The organism is Sulfitobacter sp. SH24 (assembly GCF_965641895.1).
GTDB lineage: Bacteria > Pseudomonadota > Alphaproteobacteria > Rhodobacterales > Rhodobacteraceae > Sulfitobacter > Sulfitobacter dubius.
On the sequence record NZ_OZ282575.1, the window covers coordinates 2,481,426 to 2,498,448 of the forward strand.

The window sequence follows — 17,023 nt, forward strand, 5'->3', positions numbered from 1 at the left end:
TCATTGTTGCCCGCCTGACATAGCGCGCCGCCCGCATCGCGCAACTTTTCAGCGCGCCCTCGTGCCAGCATTGACAAGCTGCCCCCGCCCCGCCACACAGGCCCAACACATAACCCGCAACCGGGCGTCTCGTAGGCGCCAAACCGACGAGGAGCGCCCAAGATGGCCCAAATCTCCCTCACCCTTCCCGATGGCAATAGCCGCCAATATGACGCCGGTATCACCGCTGGCGAAGTGGCCGCCGACATCTCTAAATCGCTGGGCAAAAAGGCCATCAGCGCCACCGTCAACGGCGCACATTACGATCTGGCTTGGCCGATCGAAGCCGACGCCAGCATCGCGATCCACACCATGGCCGACGAGGAACAGGCCAATGAGTTGGTGCGCCACGACCTTGCGCATATCATGGCCCGCGCCGTGCAGGAAATCTGGCCCGACACCAAGGTCACCATCGGCCCGGTGATTAAGGATGGCTGGTATTACGACTTTGACCGCAAAGAGCCCTTCACCCCCGAAGACCTCGGCGCGATCGAAAAGAAGATGAAAGAGATCATCAACAAACGCGACCCCGTCCGCACCGAGGTCTGGGACCGCGCGCGCGCGATCAAGCATTACGAAGACTTGAACGAGCCCTATAAAGTCGAGTTGATCAACGCGATCCCCGGCGACGAGCCGCTGCGGATGTATTGGCATGGCGATTGGCAAGACCTTTGCCGTGGCCCACACCTGCAGCACACCGGCCAAGTGCCGGGCGATGCGTTCAAACTGATGTCCATCGCAGGTGCCTATTGGCGCGGCGACAGCAGCCGCGCCATGCTGCAACGCATCTACGGCGTGGCTTTCACCGGCAAGGAAAAGCTGCGCGCGCATCTCAACATGCTCGAAGAAGCCGCCAAGCGTGACCACCGCAAGCTGGGCAAAGAGATGGGCCTGTTCCACATGCAGGAAGAGGCACCGGGCCAAGTCTTTTGGCACCCTAATGGCTGGCGCATCTACACCACCCTGCAGGACTACATGCGCCGCATGCAAGACCGCGACGGCTATGTCGAGGTGAACACTCCGCAGGTCGTGGACCGCAAGTTGTGGGAAAAATCCGGCCACTGGGACAAATACCAAGAGAACATGTTCATCGTTGAGGTCGATGAGGAACATGCCCGCGAGAAGGCGGTGAACGCGCTTAAGCCGATGAACTGCCCCTGCCACGTGCAGGTGTTTAACCAAGGCCTGAAATCCTACCGCGACCTGCCGCTGCGCATGGCCGAGTTCGGATCCTGCGCGCGCTATGAGCCTTCGGGGGCACTGCACGGCATCATGCGGGTGCGCGGCTTTACCCAAGACGACGGCCATATCTTCTGCGCCGAGGATCAGATCACCTCGGAGACCGCCAAGTTCATCGCTTTCCTCTCCAAGGTCTATGCCGACCTCGGGTTTGAGGACTGGACCATCAAGCTCTCCACCCGCCCCGAAAAGCGGATCGGTTCCGATGAGACATGGGACAATATGGAGCAGGCGCTTGGCGATGCCTGCAAGGCCGCCGGCTATGACTTTGAGGTGCTGGAGGGCGAAGGCGCCTTCTACGGGCCGAAGCTGGAGTTCACTCTGACCGACGCCATCGGGCGCAACTGGCAATGCGGCACCCTTCAAGTCGACGCGAACCTGCCGGAGCGGCTCGAGGCAAGTTTCATCGGGCAAGACGGCAACAAGCACCGCCCGGTTATGCTGCACCGCGCGACCCTTGGCTCGTTCGAGCGCTTCATCGGCATCCTGATCGAAGAACACGCGGGCAAGCTGCCCTTTTGGCTGGCCCCGCGTCAGGTGGTCGTGGCTTCCATCACGTCTGAAGCGGATGACTATGTGGCCGAGGTCGTCGAGACCCTGAAAGCCGCTGGTGTGCGTGCGGAAGCCGACATGCGCAATGAGAAGATCAACTACAAAGTCCGTGAGCATTCGGTCGGCAAAGTGCCGGTGATCCTCGCCGTCGGGGCGCGTGAGGTTGAAGAGCGTACCGTTTCCGTGCGCCGTCTGGGACAAAAGCAGACTTCGGTTCAGCCGCTGGATGCACTCACCGCCGAACTGGCGCAGGACGCGACCCCGCCTGACCTGCGCTAACGGCTTGTAACAAATCTGCGCTCCGGCGGTCTTGCGGGCAGCTTGCCCCCTGCCCGCCGGAGCGTTTTTGTAACAATCCTTCCCTTCCTGCGCGGGAAGGTTACAATTTTCGCTAGTTTTCAGCGTGATTTCTGACGGGACCGTGACACACTCCCTCGTGACTGGCTTGTGAGTAAGCAGGCTGCTCTAGTAAACCTGTTCAAACCATCAGGAAGGAAACGACAATGTCCACCACACTCAAAACCGCCGCCATCGCAGGGGCCGTCGCCGCCGCGCTGAGCAGCCACGCCACCACCGCCACCGCCGCTTCGCAAGAGAAATGCTTTGGCGTTTCGCTGGCCGGTGAGAACGACTGCGCGGCGGGCCCCGGCACTACCTGCGCGGGCACCTCTGTGACCGATTACCAAGGCAACGCATGGACCCTCGTTGACGAAGGCACCTGTGCCGACATCGAACTGCCCGCCATGGCAGACGGCACCGAGCGGACCGGCTCGCTGGAAGCGCTCGACCGCGACCTGCCCGCTTAATCTATAGCGTTCCGGGCGGCATCCCCGCCCGGAACCCCGCCCCGCAACACGCCGGAGGCCGATATGCGCGACGATACCCTCCCCCTTACCACACTGCCGAATGCTCCTGGCGTCGGATATAAAGCCCGGCATTTCGATGCCTTGATGGCTGATCCCGGCCCGGTGCGCTGGATCGAAGTCCATGCGGAGAATTACATGGGTGATGGGGGCCGCCCTCATGCGCAACTGCGCGCGCTACAAGAGAGTTTCGCGTTGTCGGTGCATGGCGTAGGGCTGTCGATCGGCGGCGAAGGGCCACTGGATACAGATCACCTTGCCCGGCTCAAAACTCTTTGTGACCGAACACAGCCCGCGTCTTTTTCAGAACATTTGGCATGGTCGACGCATGGGATGGAGTATCTTAACGATCTCCTGCCTCTGCCTTATACCGAGGCAACGCTTGCCCGCGTCGCGGCGCATATCAATCAGGTGCAGGACGAGTTGGGGCGAAAAATGTTGCTCGAAAACCCTTCCAGCTACCTCGCCTTCGCGGAATCAGACTTGTCGGAAACCGACTTTTTGACCGAGCTTACCCGGCAAACTGACTGCGGTCTCTTGCTGGATGTCAACAATGTCTTCATTTCCGCGACGAACCTCGGGCTTTCCCCTCAAGACTACATTGATGCCTTTCCGACTGAGCATGTCGGTGAAATTCATGTCGGCGGGCATGACGACGACACCGATGACCACGGCGCGCCTTTGCTGATTGATAGTCACGGCAAAGCGGTCGTCGACCCGGTTTGGGAATTGCTGTCCTACACGCTGGCGCAAACTGGGCCAAAGCCTGTTTTGGTAGAGTGGGACAATGACGTGCCCGACTGGTCCGTACTACGGGCCGAGGCAGAGCGCGCCGCGCAGGTGCTGGTGTGACAGATCAACGCGATTTCCGCGCCGCACTGCTTGACCCCTCTCGCCCCGTGCCTGCGGACCTACGTGACGGCAACGGGCAACCCGCAGGGTCGCGTTATGGTGTCTACCGCAACAACGTCACTCATTCGTTGATCGCCGCGCTCGAAGTAGCGTTTCCGCTGGTTCGCAAGCTGATCGGTGCCCGCAATTTCGCCGAATTGGCCCCGCTTTATGTGCGGGCGTATCCACCGACATCGCCGCTTATGATGCATTACGGTGCCGAGTTCCCCACATTCATCGCCGGCTTCGCCCCTTTGGCCAAGGTTGAATACCTTGCCGATGCCGCCCGGCTCGATCTTGCCCTGCGGTCATCCTACCACGCGGCCGATGCTCCCGCACTTGATCCACTGGTGCTCCAGACGCTTGCATCTAACGCCTTGATGGCTGCCAGATTCACCATAGCGCCTGCGACGCGCATTCTGCGCTCACGCTGGCCGCTCTTCGACATTTGGCGCTACAACTTTACGGAGGCTGCGCCGAAGCCACGCAACATCCCTCAAGACGTGGTTATTGCCCGGCCCGCCTATGACCCCGCGCCCCATCTGCTACCACCCGGCGGCGCCACATGGCTGTCTCACCTCGCCGAGGGAACGACTTTCGGTGAGGCTCATGGTGCCACTGTCGACATTCAACCTGAGTTTGATTTGGCCGCCACACTGACCCTTGCACTAAGCCACGGAATTTTCAGTGCGATCTCTACGGAGGACACCCAATGAGCCAACTTCTTGGCCTCTATCGCCACGCCACCGACCGCCTTGAATCTGCCGATTGGTTGCTTCCCACACTCGCCCGTTTCCTCTTTGCAGCGGTGTTGCTGGTCTACTTCGTGAATGCTGGTGTCACCAAACTTGGCGATGGTCCCTTGGGCATCCTCAGCCCCTCCACCGGTGCCTATGCACAAATCTTTCCCCGCGCATTTGAGGCGGTAGGCTATGACAGTGATGCGCTTGGGCTGTTTCATTGGATTGTTGTCGTGGCCGGAACATTGGCAGAGTTTATCCTGCCCATTCTGATCGTGCTGGGACTATTTACCCGGCTGTCGGCCTTGGCCATGATTGGCTTTGTCACGGTTCAATCGCTGACCGATCTTTTCGGGCATGGCCAGTGGAGCGCGCTTGGTAGCTGGTTTGACAGGTTTCCAGACGCCCCCATTCTGGACCAACGAGCGCTTTGGATCTTCTTACTCTCGGTCCTAATTGTAAAGGGTGCCGGCCCGCTGTCACTGGATCGACGGCTTGGGCACAAAAGTTAAAGCATCGCTTTAACTTCGACCTCTACCTCATTGTTCCAACCAATAAAAAGCGCACCGCCCACAGCAATAAGAGGGCGCTTCATTAGGGCTGGATATGCCTTGAGCAGCGCAAGCGGGTCTTGCGCGCGAGCATCCTCATCCAAACTCCGCCAAGTCGTTGAGCGGGTATTAAGCAACGCAGCACCAAACCTCTCATAAGCCTGCGCCAAGACTGCATCTGGCACGCCTTCTTCTCGGACATCGACCAATTTCGCTTCTGGCAGCGCTTTTCGTGCCTTGCGGCAGGTGTCGCAGTTTTTCAGCCCATAAATTAACACAACCATCTCCTTAGCACGCAATCCTACGCCCCTTTTGCGGGTTTCGCCCTTGATCGCTTGATTTTTTCCTAGTCCGCGCGATCTTTCTATTATGGCGGGTCGCAATTCAATCGCTTTCGCCATTCTGCCTTGGGCAGATACGTCAAAGACAAAGGAGGCGCGGAAGTTATGCCAACTGGCACCGTGAAATGGTTTAACACCACTAAAGGCTACGGATTCATCGCCCCGGAGAGCGGCGGTAACGATGTATTCGTTCACATCTCAGCTGTTGAACGCTCCGGCTTGACCGGACTGGCGGACGACCAGAAGGTCAGTTTTGAACTGACAGAAGGGCGCGATGGCCGGCAAATGGCAACCGATCTCGCCCTGCTCTAGCCAAGATATTGCAAAAGAACACCCGGCGTTCCGCGCCGGGTGTTGCATAGTCTGTCAATTATACGAACAGCCCTTTGTTCCCTCAGGGCAAGGGACGCGGGCCGAGCGGCGCGGTGTCGCGACACGGTGGCGGCGAACCACAGGATGGGATTTGACCTCGGCATATGTCATGGTTTGGTTCGGGGTACCGCAGCAGATGACACCCGAAATGGTGATGGGCTGCAAGCCAGTCGGACAGTAATTTGCGCTGCTTGGATAGGCATAGATCTTAGGCTCGGCAGCGGCCTGATCGACCATTGCGGTTGAAAACAGCCCGATTGCGGCTGCAATAGCTGGGGTTAGACGCATGATAATCCTCGCAATTTGCTTTACCTAAATTCAATATAGCAAAGCTTGCCGGGACGGATTCATCAAGTCCAGTGTTTTGTCAAAACACATCGGTTGGCCCGGAGGCGCCTTGTAGACATTAACCTATGCGACCGCCGCCTCGGCCCGGCGCGGAGCTCATGCCACTCTCAGCAGCGGCGCAGCCACTCCCGTGCAACGGTCCGCGGGCCATCCGCACGCAAACACTGGTTCCCAAGTTCAACCCATTCCTCTGGATCAAAATCGGGGAAGAAGGCGTCTGCATCGTCAATTTCGACATCTACTTCGGTGACCAAAAGCCGATCCGCCAAGGGCAGAAGTGCGCGGTATATCCCCTCACCGCCAATGCCATAGACGCGGCGATAGCCCTCGGCCGCGCAGTAGCCCAAGGCCGACTGCGGGTCACCCGTCACATGCACCCCTTCGATATCGGCGCTTGAAACCACGCAGTTCAGGCGGTTCTTCAGTGGTTTAAACGGCAGGCTTTCCCACGTGCGGCGCCCCATGATGATCGCACCACCCGTCGTTTCACGTTGGAAAAACTTCAGATCTTCGGGCAAAGACCACGGGATATCTCCATCTTTACCAATGGCTCCGTTGCGGGCGCGGGCGACGATCAGGCTTAGCATCAGACGGCCACCGGCGCTTTGATCGCCGGATCGGGATCATAGCCCTCGAAAGTGAAATCCTCGTAGCGGAAATCAAAGATCGAACTAACCTTGCGGCCAATCCGCAGTTTTGGCAGCGGTTTTGGGGTCCGCGCAAGCTGGGTTTGCACCTGTTCTACATGGTTGGAATAGATATGCGCGTCGCCCATGGAATGCACGAAATCGCCGGGTTCGTAACCAGTGACATGGGCCAACATTTCCAAAAGCAGCGCGTAAGAGGCGATGTTAAATGGCACCCCTAGAAACATATCCGCCGAGCGTTGATAGAGTTGAAGATGCAGCTTGCCGCCCGCAATGCGCACTTGCCACAGCGTATGGCAAGGCGGCAGCGCCATCTGGTCAACCTCACCGGGGTTCCAAGCTGAAACGATCAGACGGCGGCTGTCGGGGGTGGCGCGGATTGCCTCTACCAACTTTGCGATCTGGTCAACTTGGCCTGCGCGGTGCAGCACCGTACCGTCGGGTTGCGGTATCGCATCCCCCACCGTCGGAAAGCGGCGCCATTGATGGCCATAGACCGGGCCGAGGTCACCGTCTTCATCCGCCCATTCGTTCCAAATGGAGACGCCGTTTTCCTTGAGGTAGGCGATATTGGTATCCCCTGTGAGGAACCACAGAAGTTCATGCACGATAGATTTAAGATGCAGCTTCTTGGTTGTGACCAGCGGAAAACCATCAGCCATCCGATAACGTTGCTGCATCCCGAAATGAGAGATCGTCCCCGTTCCGGTTCGGTCGGTCGAGGTCACCCCCTGTTCCAGCACTTCGCGCAGCGCATCATGGTACTGTTTCACGCGGCAACCCTCGTCATCGTGGCATTTGCTTCTGCATAGCCTCCCGCGTGCCTATCCTCAAGCAGCGTGGTATTGCTTTTGGGCTGCACTTCCGCACCGAGTTTCCCCGCAGGGCCCAAGCACATTGACAGAACGGGCGCCGCTTTGGGACAGTCCGCCAAAACTAGCAGACATAAAAATATCGAGGCAGAGCAGTATGACACGGATTTGGATGGGCCTTGCGCTCGGCTTGGGGGTTTCGGCCTGCGGTGGCACAGCACCTTTCGGCGACGACGACGATGATGATACGAACACAGGCAGCGACAGCGTCTATTTCACGGATCAAAACGAGCTGATGACCCTGAACAACATCACCTACGACCCTGACAGTGATACGCTGACGCTCAACAACATCCCGTTTGATGATCCTGACAATGTTTACGAGCGTATCCAGTCCGAAAAATTTTCCAACTCTTTCGACGCTTATGAAAGCGTACCAACATCCGGCACAAATGAGGTTGAGTATTTTGCGGTCTTCCGTCGTTCGGATTCGGGTCAATCACAAGTCGCCGCGGCCGGGACCAACCGCTATGTGAATTTCGGCTACGGCGGTGCTGGTGCCCAGCGGCTTGGCAGTCAGCCAAACCTTCCTTCGTCCGGTATCTACTCCTACAATGGCGAATATGCAGCCGTGCGCACGACGCGAGATGGCGTTAACAATGGTGTGACCTTTGTAACCGGTGACGCCAATTTGCGCGTCGATTTTGACGACTTTGATGTAGGCGGCGCGGCGGGCGGGTCGATCTCTAACCGCCAAGTCTATAATACCAATGGTCAGTCGGTCGGCGCATTGGACGGATATATCTCTCTTACCGATACGACAATCGATTTTGAGAACAGCAGCATCGCCACCTCCACCGCCACCGAATTCGATGGCACTGGCGAAGCGACAGGCGCTGGCGGAAATTGGCAGGGTGTCTTTGCCGGACCGGGCGGAAGCGAGATCGCGGGCATCGTCTTTGTCGAAGGCTCCGAAGTACGTGAAGTCGGCGGTTTCATCGCCACACAATGATGCAAAGGCTGGCCCTCGCCGCTGCGCTGAGCCTGACGGTCGGGGGCCATGGCGCAGCGCAATCCACGCTAGAGCCTGAAGCAGCGCGGCTGACCGCCGCGCAATTGCTGTCGCGCGGCCATGCACAGGCCGCAGCCCAGATCACCGATGTGCTGGTTCTCCGCGACCCCAAAGACAGCACCAGCCTAATTCTTAACGCGCATGCCCGGCGTAGGTTGGGCGACAACACCCGCGCCCGACAGGCCGCGCGGCAAGGCTGGCAGGCGGCCGACCGACCGGTTGAGCGCTATGGCGCGGCGATGGCCATGGCGCAAGCGTTATCATCAGACGGGGCCAAAACACGGGCCCAATTCTGGCTGCGCCGGGCGGCGCATGTGGCCCCCGATGCCCGCACCCGCGCCCGCGCCATTCGCGATTACCGCTATGTCAGCACGACGAACCCATGGTCGGTGAACCTGTCCTTCAGCATTGACCCCAGCGACAACGTCAATGGTGCCCCCAGCGATAATACGTTTGTGTTGGGCGGGCTGATTTTTACCAACCCCGCCGCCGTGCCAATCTCGGGCTTCGTACTGCGCCAAGACACGGCGCTGCGCTATAACTTTGGCACCACGCAGACGGAGCGGAATTTCGTTGCCCTGAATTGGACCGAGAGCCACACCGTCTTTACCGATGACGATGTGCCGACCGGGGTCAGCGCCTCTGATTTCGCCTTTCGCCGGGTGCAGGCACAGATCGGGCGCGATTTCACCACCGGTCCAGAGGCACCGCGCCAGACGCTGTCGCTGAGCTTCGGCAGACTGTGGTCTGCGAATGACCCGTTGGCCGATGAGGTCAAACTCGACTGGCGGCAAACCTATCTCCGGCCCCAGCAACGCCTTTTTTCGTGGAACGCGGAACTTGGTTATTCGCACCGCAAAGACAGTGATCTGCGCTCGGGCGTGACGGCGACGCTGGGCAGCTATTGGGCCCGCCCGACCAAAAGTGGCGGACGGCTGTCGTGGAATGCCCAAATTGGGCGCACTGACACCGACAGCGCAGCGCTGACACACACCGCCCTGTCAATGGGCGTGCAGTATACATTTTCCAAACCCGTACTGGGGGCCACCGCGCAGATCGCTTTAAGCACGCAAGCCAAACAATATGACGATCCGCTTTATGGCCCCGAGCCGCGTGCCGATCTGGGCGCGGTTGTTTCGACCTCCTTGGTGTTCACGGACTTTGACACCTACGGTTTCGCTCCTAAACTTACCCTTGAAGCGCGGAAGACAAATTCCAATGTCACCCGCTTTGAGACAGAGAATTTCGGTCTGAATATGGGGTTTCAATCCCTTTTCTGACCGTCCCAACAGACCAAAGGAACACCGATGCCCATTAAATATCTACACACGATGGTGCGCGTAAAGGATCTCGACGCCTCCATCGCATTTTACAAACTTCTGGGCCTTGTTGAGCGGCGCCGCATCGACAACGAGGGTGGCCGTTTCACGTTGGTCTTCCTCTGCCCGCCGGATCAGGCCGATGGTCATGCGGATGTGGAACTGACGTACAACTGGGACGGCGATGATGACTTGCCCAGCGACAGCCGCCATTTCGGCCACCTCGCCTATACGGTCGAGAATATTTATGAAACCTGCCAAATGCTGCAAGACAATGGCGTGACCATTAACCGCCCCCCGCGTGAAGGCCGCATGGCCTTTGTTCGCTCACCTGACAACATCTCGGTTGAGCTGCTGCAAGAAGGCGATTCCCTACCTGTGCAGGAACCTTGGGCCAGCATGGAAAACATCGGCCATTGGTAAGGTTTTGCATCAGTGCCGCGCTGGCGCTGATGCTTGCGCCAATGGCCGACGCTCAGGCGGCGCCCTGCCGCCTTGCGTTGGCTTTGGCACTGGATGTGTCCTCTTCTGTTGATCCAGAGGAGGACCGTTTGCAGCGCGGCGGGCTTGCCGCTGCGCTGCGTGCGCCCTTGGTCGCGCGGGCCTTTTTCGCCGGTGATGTGCCCGTGGCGCTGGCGGCCTATGAATGGTCAGGCGAGGCGCATCAGAAAATCGTGCTAGATTGGACGTTGATTGACCGCCCCGCCGCGCTGATGGCTGCGGCAGATATCATTGAGACTAGTCAACGCAGCGAAAGCGGGCAGCCCACCGCGATGGGCCATGCCCTGCGGTTTGGGGCGACGCTGTTTGACGCCGCGCCTATCTGCGATGCCCACGTGATCGACATGGCAGGCGATGGGCAAAACAACAAAGGGTTTGGCCCCCAAACCGCCTATCGCGCCGTGCCCTTTGCAGGGATCACCGTGAATGGGCTGGTCGTGAATGCCGCTGATTTCGAAGGCGAGTTAGGTCTGATCGCCTTCTACCAATCTCAAGTGCTACATGGGCCGGGAGCGTTCATGGTCATCGCTTCAGGATTTGTAGATTTTGAGCGGGCCATGCGGGTCAAACTGATCCGAGAGGTATCGCCTCCTGCTTTGGGTGGGCTGCCATCTACGCAAGGCTCAAGAGGATGATCCGCGCCGCCCTTGCTTTCTGTCTCACTCTTTGCACCCCACAATGGGCGGATGCCGCCTGTCGGCAGGCGCTTGCCTTGGGGCTGGATGTCTCCGGCTCGGTTGATGCGCGCGAGTATCGGCTGCAACTGGGTGGTTTAGCCAATGCGCTCAATGATCCCCGCGTGCGGCAGGCGCTGCTAACGCTGCCGGGACATACCATTGACCTACTGGTTTACGAATGGAGCGGCCTAGAGGATCAGGCGGTGATCCTGCCGTGGACAACGCTGAGCGATGCCGAAGTGCTGGATGATACCATCGCCCGCTTGCACAGCACCCAGCGGCGACAAACATCTCCCGGTACCGCCCTCGGCGCGGCCATGCAACTTGGTGCGGAGTATCTGGCAGAGCGGCCTGACTGCCAAAAACACACGCTCGACATTTCTGGTGATGGGATCTCGAACTTCGGCCCCCGCCCCCGCGACCTGCGCGTCGGTTTGGCAGCGGACCCTCCCGGGTTGACCATCAACGGATTGGTAATCGGCGTTGACGACCCGGCCGCTGACGACAGCCAACAGGCCGCGATTGGCACGCTGGCGGCCTACTACCGGGCCGAGGTGATGCTCGGCCCCAATGCCTTTGTCCAAACCGCACTTGGGTTTGAAGACTACGGCCGCGCCATGGCCGAAAAACTGCTGCGTGAATTGGACGGGACCGCTTTCTCGCAACTTGTCCACCCTACCCGCACGGATCAGTAAATATAGCGGATTTGGTCAGTCCAATACCGCTCCATCCGTTTCAAAGATCGGGTGATATCCTCAATCCCGGCATCACCGAGTACACCTTTGTTCTCCATCCCGTCGGCATGACGTGAGAAGAGATCGGCAACAACATCGCGAATATAGCGTCCCTTCTCTGTCAGCCGTACACGGACCGAACGGCGGTCAATCTCGCAACGCTGGTGGTGCATATAGCCCATCTCGACCAGCTTCTTGAGGTTATAGCTAACGTTGCTCCCCTGGTAATATCCACGGCTTTTTAACTCGCCCGCCGTGACCTCATTATCACCGATGTTGAACAGCAGCAGCGCCTGCACCGCGTTGATTTCCAACACGCCAACGCGCTCAAACTCATCCTTGATGACGTCCAACAGCAAGCGGTGCAGCCGCTCAACCAAAGACAGGGACTCAAGGTAGCCGACCATGAAACCTTTCACAGCCAAGGGCTGTGTTGCGGGATCGTGAATGCTCATGCGAAATCTCCGGTTCAATTTGTTTGAATTGGAAACTCGCTAAAAAATCAGAACAATTCGTTAAACCCGTAAGAATTTCCGCGATTAACCGCGCGCCTCGGCCAACTGCCCGCGAATATCCGCGACCAATGCCGCATAATCGGCGGGCGCTTCGGCCTGCCCGCTCACCCAAAGATAGAGGTCGTGGTCGTTCTCATTGAGCATCTGATCATACAACGTAAGGCCCGCATCATCCATCTGCGGCAACCGCGCCTCAGCATAGGCCGATAGGATCAGGTCCATCTCTTTGATGCCCCGGCGCATGGAGCGCATTTGCAGGCGTTTTAACCGGTGTTCATGGACTTCAGGCATCTGCGGGCTCCGTCATAAGGCGCCGAATGCGCTTTTCCAATTTGCCGACAGTCTCGGCCTTTTTCAGCAGGTCGGTGCGCAGGGCGCGCATGTCGGCCAGCACCTCTTCGAGATCGACGCGGCGCGCGGTTTCGCCCGCTTCGGGGGCATCGACCCCTTCGCCTTCGCCATTGATCAACCACATCATAGAGACATTGAGCAACCCCGCCAGCATCGAAAGCCGGTTGGCACGCGGCTCGGACAGGTCTTCTTCCCAGCCGCGCAAAGTCGCCAGACGCACGCCCAGCCGTTTGGCCAGCATCGCTTGGGTCATGCCAGTCTGTTCGCGGGCCGCCGCGACCCGGTCGCCAAAGGTGGCGGCCTCGGGGCCGTACCAGTCAATCTCGTCGGTCATGCTTTATCTCCTGCCAGACACCCTTGCCGGGTGCGGGGACGCCCCCTATGAACGTGGGGATATTCATAAGCAACCCGAGGCTGAAATGGAACTGCTGTCCGCGACCCTTGATCGGGTCAAACCGTCGCCCACCATCGCCGTCACCACCAAAGCGGCAGAACTCAAGGCCGCGGGGCGCGACATCATCGCGCTTGGCGCGGGCGAGCCGGATTTTGATACGCCGCAGAACATCAAGGAGGCCGCAGTCGCTGCGATCAACGCGGGCAAGACGAAATACACCCCCGTGGATGGCATCCCAGAGCTGAAACAGGCGATCTGCGCCAAGTTCAAACGCGACAACGGGTTGGACTATACGCCCGCACAGGTCAGCGTTGGGACGGGGGGCAAACAGATCCTCTACAACGCGCTGATGGCCACGATGAACCCCGGCGAAGAGGTCGTGATCCCCGCGCCCTATTGGGTCAGCTACCCCGACATGGTGCTCTTGGCGGGCGGCACGCCGGTGATCGCACCTGCGACGCTGGAGAACGACTTCAAACTGACCCCCGAGGCGCTGGAAGAGGCGATCACGCCGAAAACCAAATGGTTCATCTTCAACTCGCCCTCAAACCCCACCGGGGCGGGCTACAGCCGGGATGAGTTGAAGGCGCTGACGGACGTGCTGATGCGCCACCCGCATGTCTGGGTGATGAGTGACGATATGTACGAGCACCTCGCCTATGACGGCTTCGCGTTCTGCACCCCGGCCGAGGTCGAACCCGCGCTTTACGACCGCACGCTGACCGTCAACGGCGTGTCCAAAGCCTATGCCATGACCGGCTGGCGCATCGGCTATGCCGCAGGCCCGGAAAAGCTGATCGGCGCGATGCGCAAGATTCAATCGCAAAGCACGTCGAACCCCTGCTCGGTCAGCCAGTGGGCCGCGGTTGAGGCACTGAACGGCACGCAGGATTACATCTCTGAAAACAACGAGATGTTCGTGCGCCGCCGCAATCTGGTGGTTGAGATGCTCTCGGCCATTGATGGGATCACCTGCCCGACGCCCGAGGGGGCGTTTTACGTCTATCCCTCCATCGCCGGGCTGATCGGTAAGACCTCGGCGGCGGGCACCAAAATCTCGGATGATGAGACTTTTGCCACCGCGCTGCTTGAGGAAACCGGCGTGGCGGTCGTCTTTGGCGCGGCCTTCGGTCTTTCGCCGAATTTCCGCGTCAGCTACGCTACCTCGGATGAGGCGCTGAAAGAGGCATGCACACGCATCCAGACTTTCTGCGCCGGGCTGACGTAAAGGCGAACCATGGCAGGCGATCTTCCCGACTATTACTTCAGGGTCCGCGAGAATGGCGCGGCGGTGTTTCGGCTGGATGCCGCGAACCGCCAGCGCCGGATCGAGATGGAGCAGATCGCCATCCTCAATATCCGTAACGGAGAGGTAAAGCCCCATGGGCAGCACCGTTTGACCGAGGTCGATCAGACCGAGATTGCCCGTTGGACCAAGGCGCGCCGCGAGACTCTTGCTGCGCGCGAGCTCGAGGACATCCGCCGCGCGGTGGAGCATCTGAACCTCACCACGCAATGGGTGCAATCGCGTGCCACGGATGCCGAGCTTGACGCCGTGACCGATGACCTGTTGCTGGCAATGCATGATCTGCGCAGCACGCTGGTGCGCAAAAAAGCGGATCGGATGGATCGGGGCTGAGAGTTACCCGGCCAGTGACTTGACCGTGACGCCCCAGAATCGCGCATTGAGCAGCAGCCCCGCGACGCCCAGCCCGGCCACCAGACCGGCCCAAATGCCCATCGCTCCGAACCCCAGCGTGAAGCCAAGGAAATAGGAGCAGGGCATCCCGACAACCCAATAGCTGATTGCGGCCATCACCATCGGGATCTTGGTATCCTGTACCCCGCGCAGCAGGCCAAGCGCCACGACCTGCGCCCCGTCGACCAGTTGAAATAGCGCGGCCATGACCAGAAGGCCGGTGCCAATGGCGAGGATCTCAACCCGCGCAGGCTCATCCTCCTGCATAAAGACCGAGATCAACGGCTCGGGCCAGCCGACAAAACCGACCATGGTGATCAGCGCAAAGACCAGCGACAGCCCCGTCACGATCACCGCGCCGCGTTTCATATGCGGCACATCCCGGCGGCCATAGGCATTTCCCGCGCGGATCGTGGCGACATTGCTCAGCCCCAGATGCACCATGAAGGTCAGCGAGGCGAGTTGGATCGCAATCCCATGCGCGGCCAGCGGGATCGTCCCCAGCCAGCCCATCATCAACGATGAGGCCGCAAAAAGGCCGACTTCGCTTAGCGTGGTCAGGCCAATCGGCAGGCCCAGCGTGAAGACCCGCACCAGCATCTGCGTATCAACCCGCCAGAGCCGCACGAACAGACTGTGTTGCGGCAGGGCGATCAACACATAGATCACCACCCCGATCAGCGAGACGAACTGCGTGGTGACCGAGGCCACCGCCGCGCCCATCACGCCAAGCTCGGGCGCGCCCCAGTTGCCGAAGATCAGCGCGTAATTCGCCAGCGCATTTACCCCCGCGGCCAGCAGGGTGATCCACAGCACGACCTGCGTGCGTTCCAAAGCGGCGAGGTAGGATTTCAGCACCATGACCAGCAGTGCAGGCACGATGCCCCAGCCTGCGACTTTGAGGTAATCGCCCGCTGTATCGGCAAGGTTCGGCCCCTGCCCCAGCAGGTCCAGCACCGCAGGCGACCAGATCATCGCAGGCAGCGCGATCAACGCGAAACCCACCGACAGCCACAGCCCCATGCGCGTGGCGCGGCGCAGCCCGATCTCATCATCCTCGGCATCATAGGCCGCGACCAGTGGCATCACCGCCATGGCAAAGCCCGAACCGAAGATGAACAGCACGAAGAAATAGGTACTGCCCAGTACCACCGCCGCCAACGCCTCAACCGAATACCAACCCAGCATGACCGTATCGGTCACCCCGATGGCCATCTGTGCCAAATGTCCGCCGATCAGCGGCAGGCCAAGCGTCAAGATCGCCCGGACGTGATTGCGGTTGGTCATTACTTTGGTCATGAGAAAGCCTTACGCCGGGCCACTGCAAAGGGAAAGTCCGGTTTTTACGCTCTGTCATAGCGTTGCGGGGCTTTGTTGCCCCAATTTTGACATGAATTCCTTGCGTCCGCGGCCCTTAACGGCAAAGCTGGATGCAGGAGGGCTGGCGATGGAACCGACACGGACCGAAACCCGCCGAATAAACGGTCAGGAGATTTTTATCCGCCATTGGGGCGATGAAAGCCTGCCACCTCTGCTCATGCTCCATGGCTTTCCCGAGTATGGTGGCGCTTGGAGCGATCTGGCTCCCCTACTTTGCGACGATTTTCACTGTATCGCGCCAGACCAGCGCGGCTATGGCCAAAGCAGCGCGCCCGAGGGGATCGAACCCTATGCCATGGCGCATCTCATGGCCGATATGGCCGAATTGATCAGAGACAGGCCAGTGACGGTTTTGGCGCATGACTGGGGTGCTTCTGTGGGCTACGCACTGGCGATGTTCCGGCCCGAATTGGTGGCCCGGCTGATCATTCTCAACGGTGTGCATCCCGTGCCTTTTCAACGTGCCATGGCCGCAGGCGGTGCGCAGTCCCGCGCCTCGCAATATATCAATGCGCTGCGCGCCGAAGGCAGCGCGGTGAGGCTGGCCAAAGACGATTTCGCCGGGCTGCTAAAGCTCTTTTCGACGCATATGGACCTGAGTTGGCTGACCACAGAGCGGCTTGAGGATTACCGTTCGGAATGGGGGCGTCCCGGGCGGCTAAGGGCGATGATCAACTGGTATCGCGCCTCCCCCCTGCAAGTCGCGCCCCCCGGCAAGCCCCTGCGCGACCTGCCAGAATTCCCGGTTGAACGTTTGCGCGTGAACTGCCCGCATCTGCTGATCTGGGGCGCCGAGGATACCGCCCTTTTGCCCGAAGCCACCGCGGGGCTGGAAACCTTTGCGCCAGACCTCACCCGGATTGAGGTAGAAGGCGCGGACCACTGGTTGCACCACCAAAAACCATTGGTTGTAGCACAGGCTATCCTTGACTGGTGCGGGGCGCGGCCCTTGTAAAATGGGCGAAAGAATGTATATTCAGATATGC

At 59.6% G+C, this 17,023-nt stretch carries 21 protein-coding genes; 14 read left to right on the forward strand and 7 right to left on the reverse strand.

Annotation, left to right across the window (positions count from 1 at the left end; all coding sequences use genetic code 11):
• Positions 1 to 162: 162 nt before the first annotated feature.
• The 5 genes from thrS to ACSQ16_RS14775 all read left to right on the forward strand — a co-directional run bounded on the left by thrS (position 163) and on the right by ACSQ16_RS14775 (position 4,836).
• A complete protein-coding gene (thrS, locus tag ACSQ16_RS14755) occupies positions 163 to 2,109 on the forward strand; it encodes a threonine--tRNA ligase (protein WP_243262578.1) in 1,947 nt (648 codons plus the stop codon).
• A gap of 224 nt (positions 2,110 to 2,333) precedes the next feature.
• Positions 2,334 to 2,636: a BufA1 family periplasmic bufferin-type metallophore gene (locus ACSQ16_RS14760; RefSeq protein WP_093926768.1), complete on the forward strand. Its 303-nt coding sequence runs from the start codon at positions 2,334 to 2,336 to the stop codon at positions 2,634 to 2,636.
• A 63-nt stretch (positions 2,637 to 2,699) separates the two neighbouring features.
• On the forward strand, positions 2,700 to 3,545 hold the full coding sequence (bufB, locus tag ACSQ16_RS14765) for an MNIO family bufferin maturase (protein WP_243262577.1): 846 nt from the start codon (positions 2,700 to 2,702) through the stop codon (positions 3,543 to 3,545).
• Positions 3,542 to 4,300: an HvfC/BufC N-terminal domain-containing protein gene (locus ACSQ16_RS14770; RefSeq protein WP_243262576.1), complete on the forward strand. Its 759-nt coding sequence runs from the start codon at positions 3,542 to 3,544 to the stop codon at positions 4,298 to 4,300. Before bufB ends, ACSQ16_RS14770 begins: the two co-directional genes overlap by 4 nt.
• A complete protein-coding gene (locus tag ACSQ16_RS14775) occupies positions 4,297 to 4,836 on the forward strand; it encodes a DoxX family protein (RefSeq protein WP_243262575.1) in 540 nt (179 codons plus the stop codon). The genes ACSQ16_RS14770 and ACSQ16_RS14775 overlap by 4 nt, the downstream gene beginning before the upstream one ends.
• Here ACSQ16_RS14775 and ACSQ16_RS14780 read toward each other — a convergent pair.
• Positions 4,833 to 5,153 (reverse strand): ArsC/Spx/MgsR family protein, encoded by a 321-nt coding sequence (locus tag ACSQ16_RS14780; RefSeq protein WP_243263136.1) that lies wholly within the window; start codon positions 5,151 to 5,153, stop codon positions 4,833 to 4,835. The genes ACSQ16_RS14775 and ACSQ16_RS14780 overlap by 4 nt on opposite strands.
• A 168-nt stretch (positions 5,154 to 5,321) precedes the next feature.
• Here ACSQ16_RS14780 and ACSQ16_RS14785 point away from each other — a divergent pair, with 168 nt between their 5' ends.
• Entirely contained in the window at positions 5,322 to 5,528 is a 207-nt protein-coding gene (locus ACSQ16_RS14785) for a cold-shock protein (protein ID WP_243262574.1), read from the forward strand.
• 515 nt (positions 5,529 to 6,043) lie between these two features.
• On the opposite strand, the gene ACSQ16_RS14790 is transcribed toward ACSQ16_RS14785, so the two are convergent.
• The gene (locus tag ACSQ16_RS14790) at positions 6,044 to 6,523 is read right to left on the reverse strand and encodes a dihydrofolate reductase (protein WP_243262573.1); all 480 of its coding nucleotides are present in this window, start codon (positions 6,521 to 6,523) and stop codon (positions 6,044 to 6,046) included.
• Positions 6,523 to 7,356 (reverse strand): thymidylate synthase, encoded by an 834-nt coding sequence (locus tag ACSQ16_RS14795; RefSeq protein ID WP_243262572.1) that lies wholly within the window; start codon positions 7,354 to 7,356, stop codon positions 6,523 to 6,525. The genes ACSQ16_RS14790 and ACSQ16_RS14795 overlap by 1 nt, the downstream gene beginning before the upstream one ends.
• A gap of 196 nt (positions 7,357 to 7,552) precedes the next feature.
• Between ACSQ16_RS14795 and ACSQ16_RS14800 the strand changes: the two genes are divergently transcribed.
• From ACSQ16_RS14800 to ACSQ16_RS14820, 5 genes are read left to right on the forward strand one after another with little or no spacing between them, the layout of a single operon-like run.
• Positions 7,553 to 8,407, forward strand: coding sequence for a hypothetical protein (locus ACSQ16_RS14800; RefSeq protein ID WP_243262571.1), 855 nt, complete (start codon positions 7,553 to 7,555; stop codon positions 8,405 to 8,407).
• Positions 8,404 to 9,747: a surface lipoprotein assembly modifier gene (locus tag ACSQ16_RS14805; protein WP_243262570.1), complete on the forward strand. Its 1,344-nt coding sequence runs from the start codon at positions 8,404 to 8,406 to the stop codon at positions 9,745 to 9,747. The genes ACSQ16_RS14800 and ACSQ16_RS14805 overlap by 4 nt, the downstream gene beginning before the upstream one ends.
• Before the next feature lie 27 nt (positions 9,748 to 9,774).
• The gene (locus ACSQ16_RS14810) at positions 9,775 to 10,209 is read left to right on the forward strand and encodes a VOC family protein (protein ID WP_093926777.1); all 435 of its coding nucleotides are present in this window, start codon (positions 9,775 to 9,777) and stop codon (positions 10,207 to 10,209) included.
• Complete coding sequence (locus tag ACSQ16_RS14815) at positions 10,203 to 10,922, forward strand: DUF1194 domain-containing protein (protein ID WP_243262569.1); 720 nt, start codon at positions 10,203 to 10,205, stop codon at positions 10,920 to 10,922. Before ACSQ16_RS14810 ends, ACSQ16_RS14815 begins: the two co-directional genes overlap by 7 nt.
• Positions 10,919 to 11,659 carry a DUF1194 domain-containing protein gene (locus ACSQ16_RS14820; protein WP_243262568.1) on the forward strand — a complete coding sequence of 247 codons (741 nt, stop codon included), beginning with the start codon at positions 10,919 to 10,921 and terminating at the stop codon, positions 11,657 to 11,659. The genes ACSQ16_RS14815 and ACSQ16_RS14820 overlap by 4 nt, the downstream gene beginning before the upstream one ends.
• Here ACSQ16_RS14820 and ACSQ16_RS14825 read toward each other — a convergent pair.
• The 3 genes from ACSQ16_RS14825 to ACSQ16_RS14835 all read right to left on the reverse strand — a co-directional run bounded on the left by ACSQ16_RS14825 (position 11,653) and on the right by ACSQ16_RS14835 (position 12,898).
• Positions 11,653 to 12,153, reverse strand: a complete 501-nt coding sequence (locus tag ACSQ16_RS14825; RefSeq protein WP_243262567.1) for a MarR family winged helix-turn-helix transcriptional regulator — start codon at positions 12,151 to 12,153, stop codon at positions 11,653 to 11,655. The genes ACSQ16_RS14820 and ACSQ16_RS14825 overlap by 7 nt on opposite strands.
• Before the next feature lie 84 nt (positions 12,154 to 12,237).
• Positions 12,238 to 12,504 carry a succinate dehydrogenase assembly factor 2 gene (locus tag ACSQ16_RS14830; RefSeq protein ID WP_243262566.1) on the reverse strand — a complete coding sequence of 89 codons (267 nt, stop codon included), beginning with the start codon at positions 12,502 to 12,504 and terminating at the stop codon, positions 12,238 to 12,240.
• Positions 12,497 to 12,898: a helix-turn-helix domain-containing protein gene (locus ACSQ16_RS14835; RefSeq protein ID WP_093926781.1), complete on the reverse strand. Its 402-nt coding sequence runs from the start codon at positions 12,896 to 12,898 to the stop codon at positions 12,497 to 12,499. Before ACSQ16_RS14835 ends, ACSQ16_RS14830 begins: the two co-directional genes overlap by 8 nt.
• Positions 12,899 to 12,983: 85 nt before the next feature.
• Here ACSQ16_RS14835 and ACSQ16_RS14840 point away from each other — a divergent pair, with 85 nt between their 5' ends.
• Together ACSQ16_RS14840 and ACSQ16_RS14845 are read left to right on the forward strand one after the other, a co-directional pair.
• Entirely contained in the window at positions 12,984 to 14,186 is a 1,203-nt protein-coding gene (locus ACSQ16_RS14840; RefSeq protein ID WP_243262565.1) for a pyridoxal phosphate-dependent aminotransferase, read from the forward strand.
• A gap of 9 nt (positions 14,187 to 14,195) precedes the next feature.
• A complete protein-coding gene (locus ACSQ16_RS14845) occupies positions 14,196 to 14,597 on the forward strand; it encodes a hypothetical protein (protein ID WP_243262564.1) in 402 nt (133 codons plus the stop codon).
• Positions 14,598 to 14,600: 3 nt separating this feature from the next.
• On the opposite strand, the gene ACSQ16_RS14850 is transcribed toward ACSQ16_RS14845, so the two are convergent.
• Positions 14,601 to 15,956 carry an MATE family efflux transporter gene (locus tag ACSQ16_RS14850; protein ID WP_243262563.1) on the reverse strand — a complete coding sequence of 452 codons (1,356 nt, stop codon included), beginning with the start codon at positions 15,954 to 15,956 and terminating at the stop codon, positions 14,601 to 14,603.
• Positions 15,957 to 16,104: 148 nt separating this feature from the next.
• Here ACSQ16_RS14850 and ACSQ16_RS14855 point away from each other — a divergent pair, with 148 nt between their 5' ends.
• Complete coding sequence (locus tag ACSQ16_RS14855) at positions 16,105 to 16,992, forward strand: alpha/beta fold hydrolase (RefSeq protein WP_243262562.1); 888 nt, start codon at positions 16,105 to 16,107, stop codon at positions 16,990 to 16,992.
• The last annotated feature ends 31 nt before the right edge of the window (positions 16,993 to 17,023 follow it).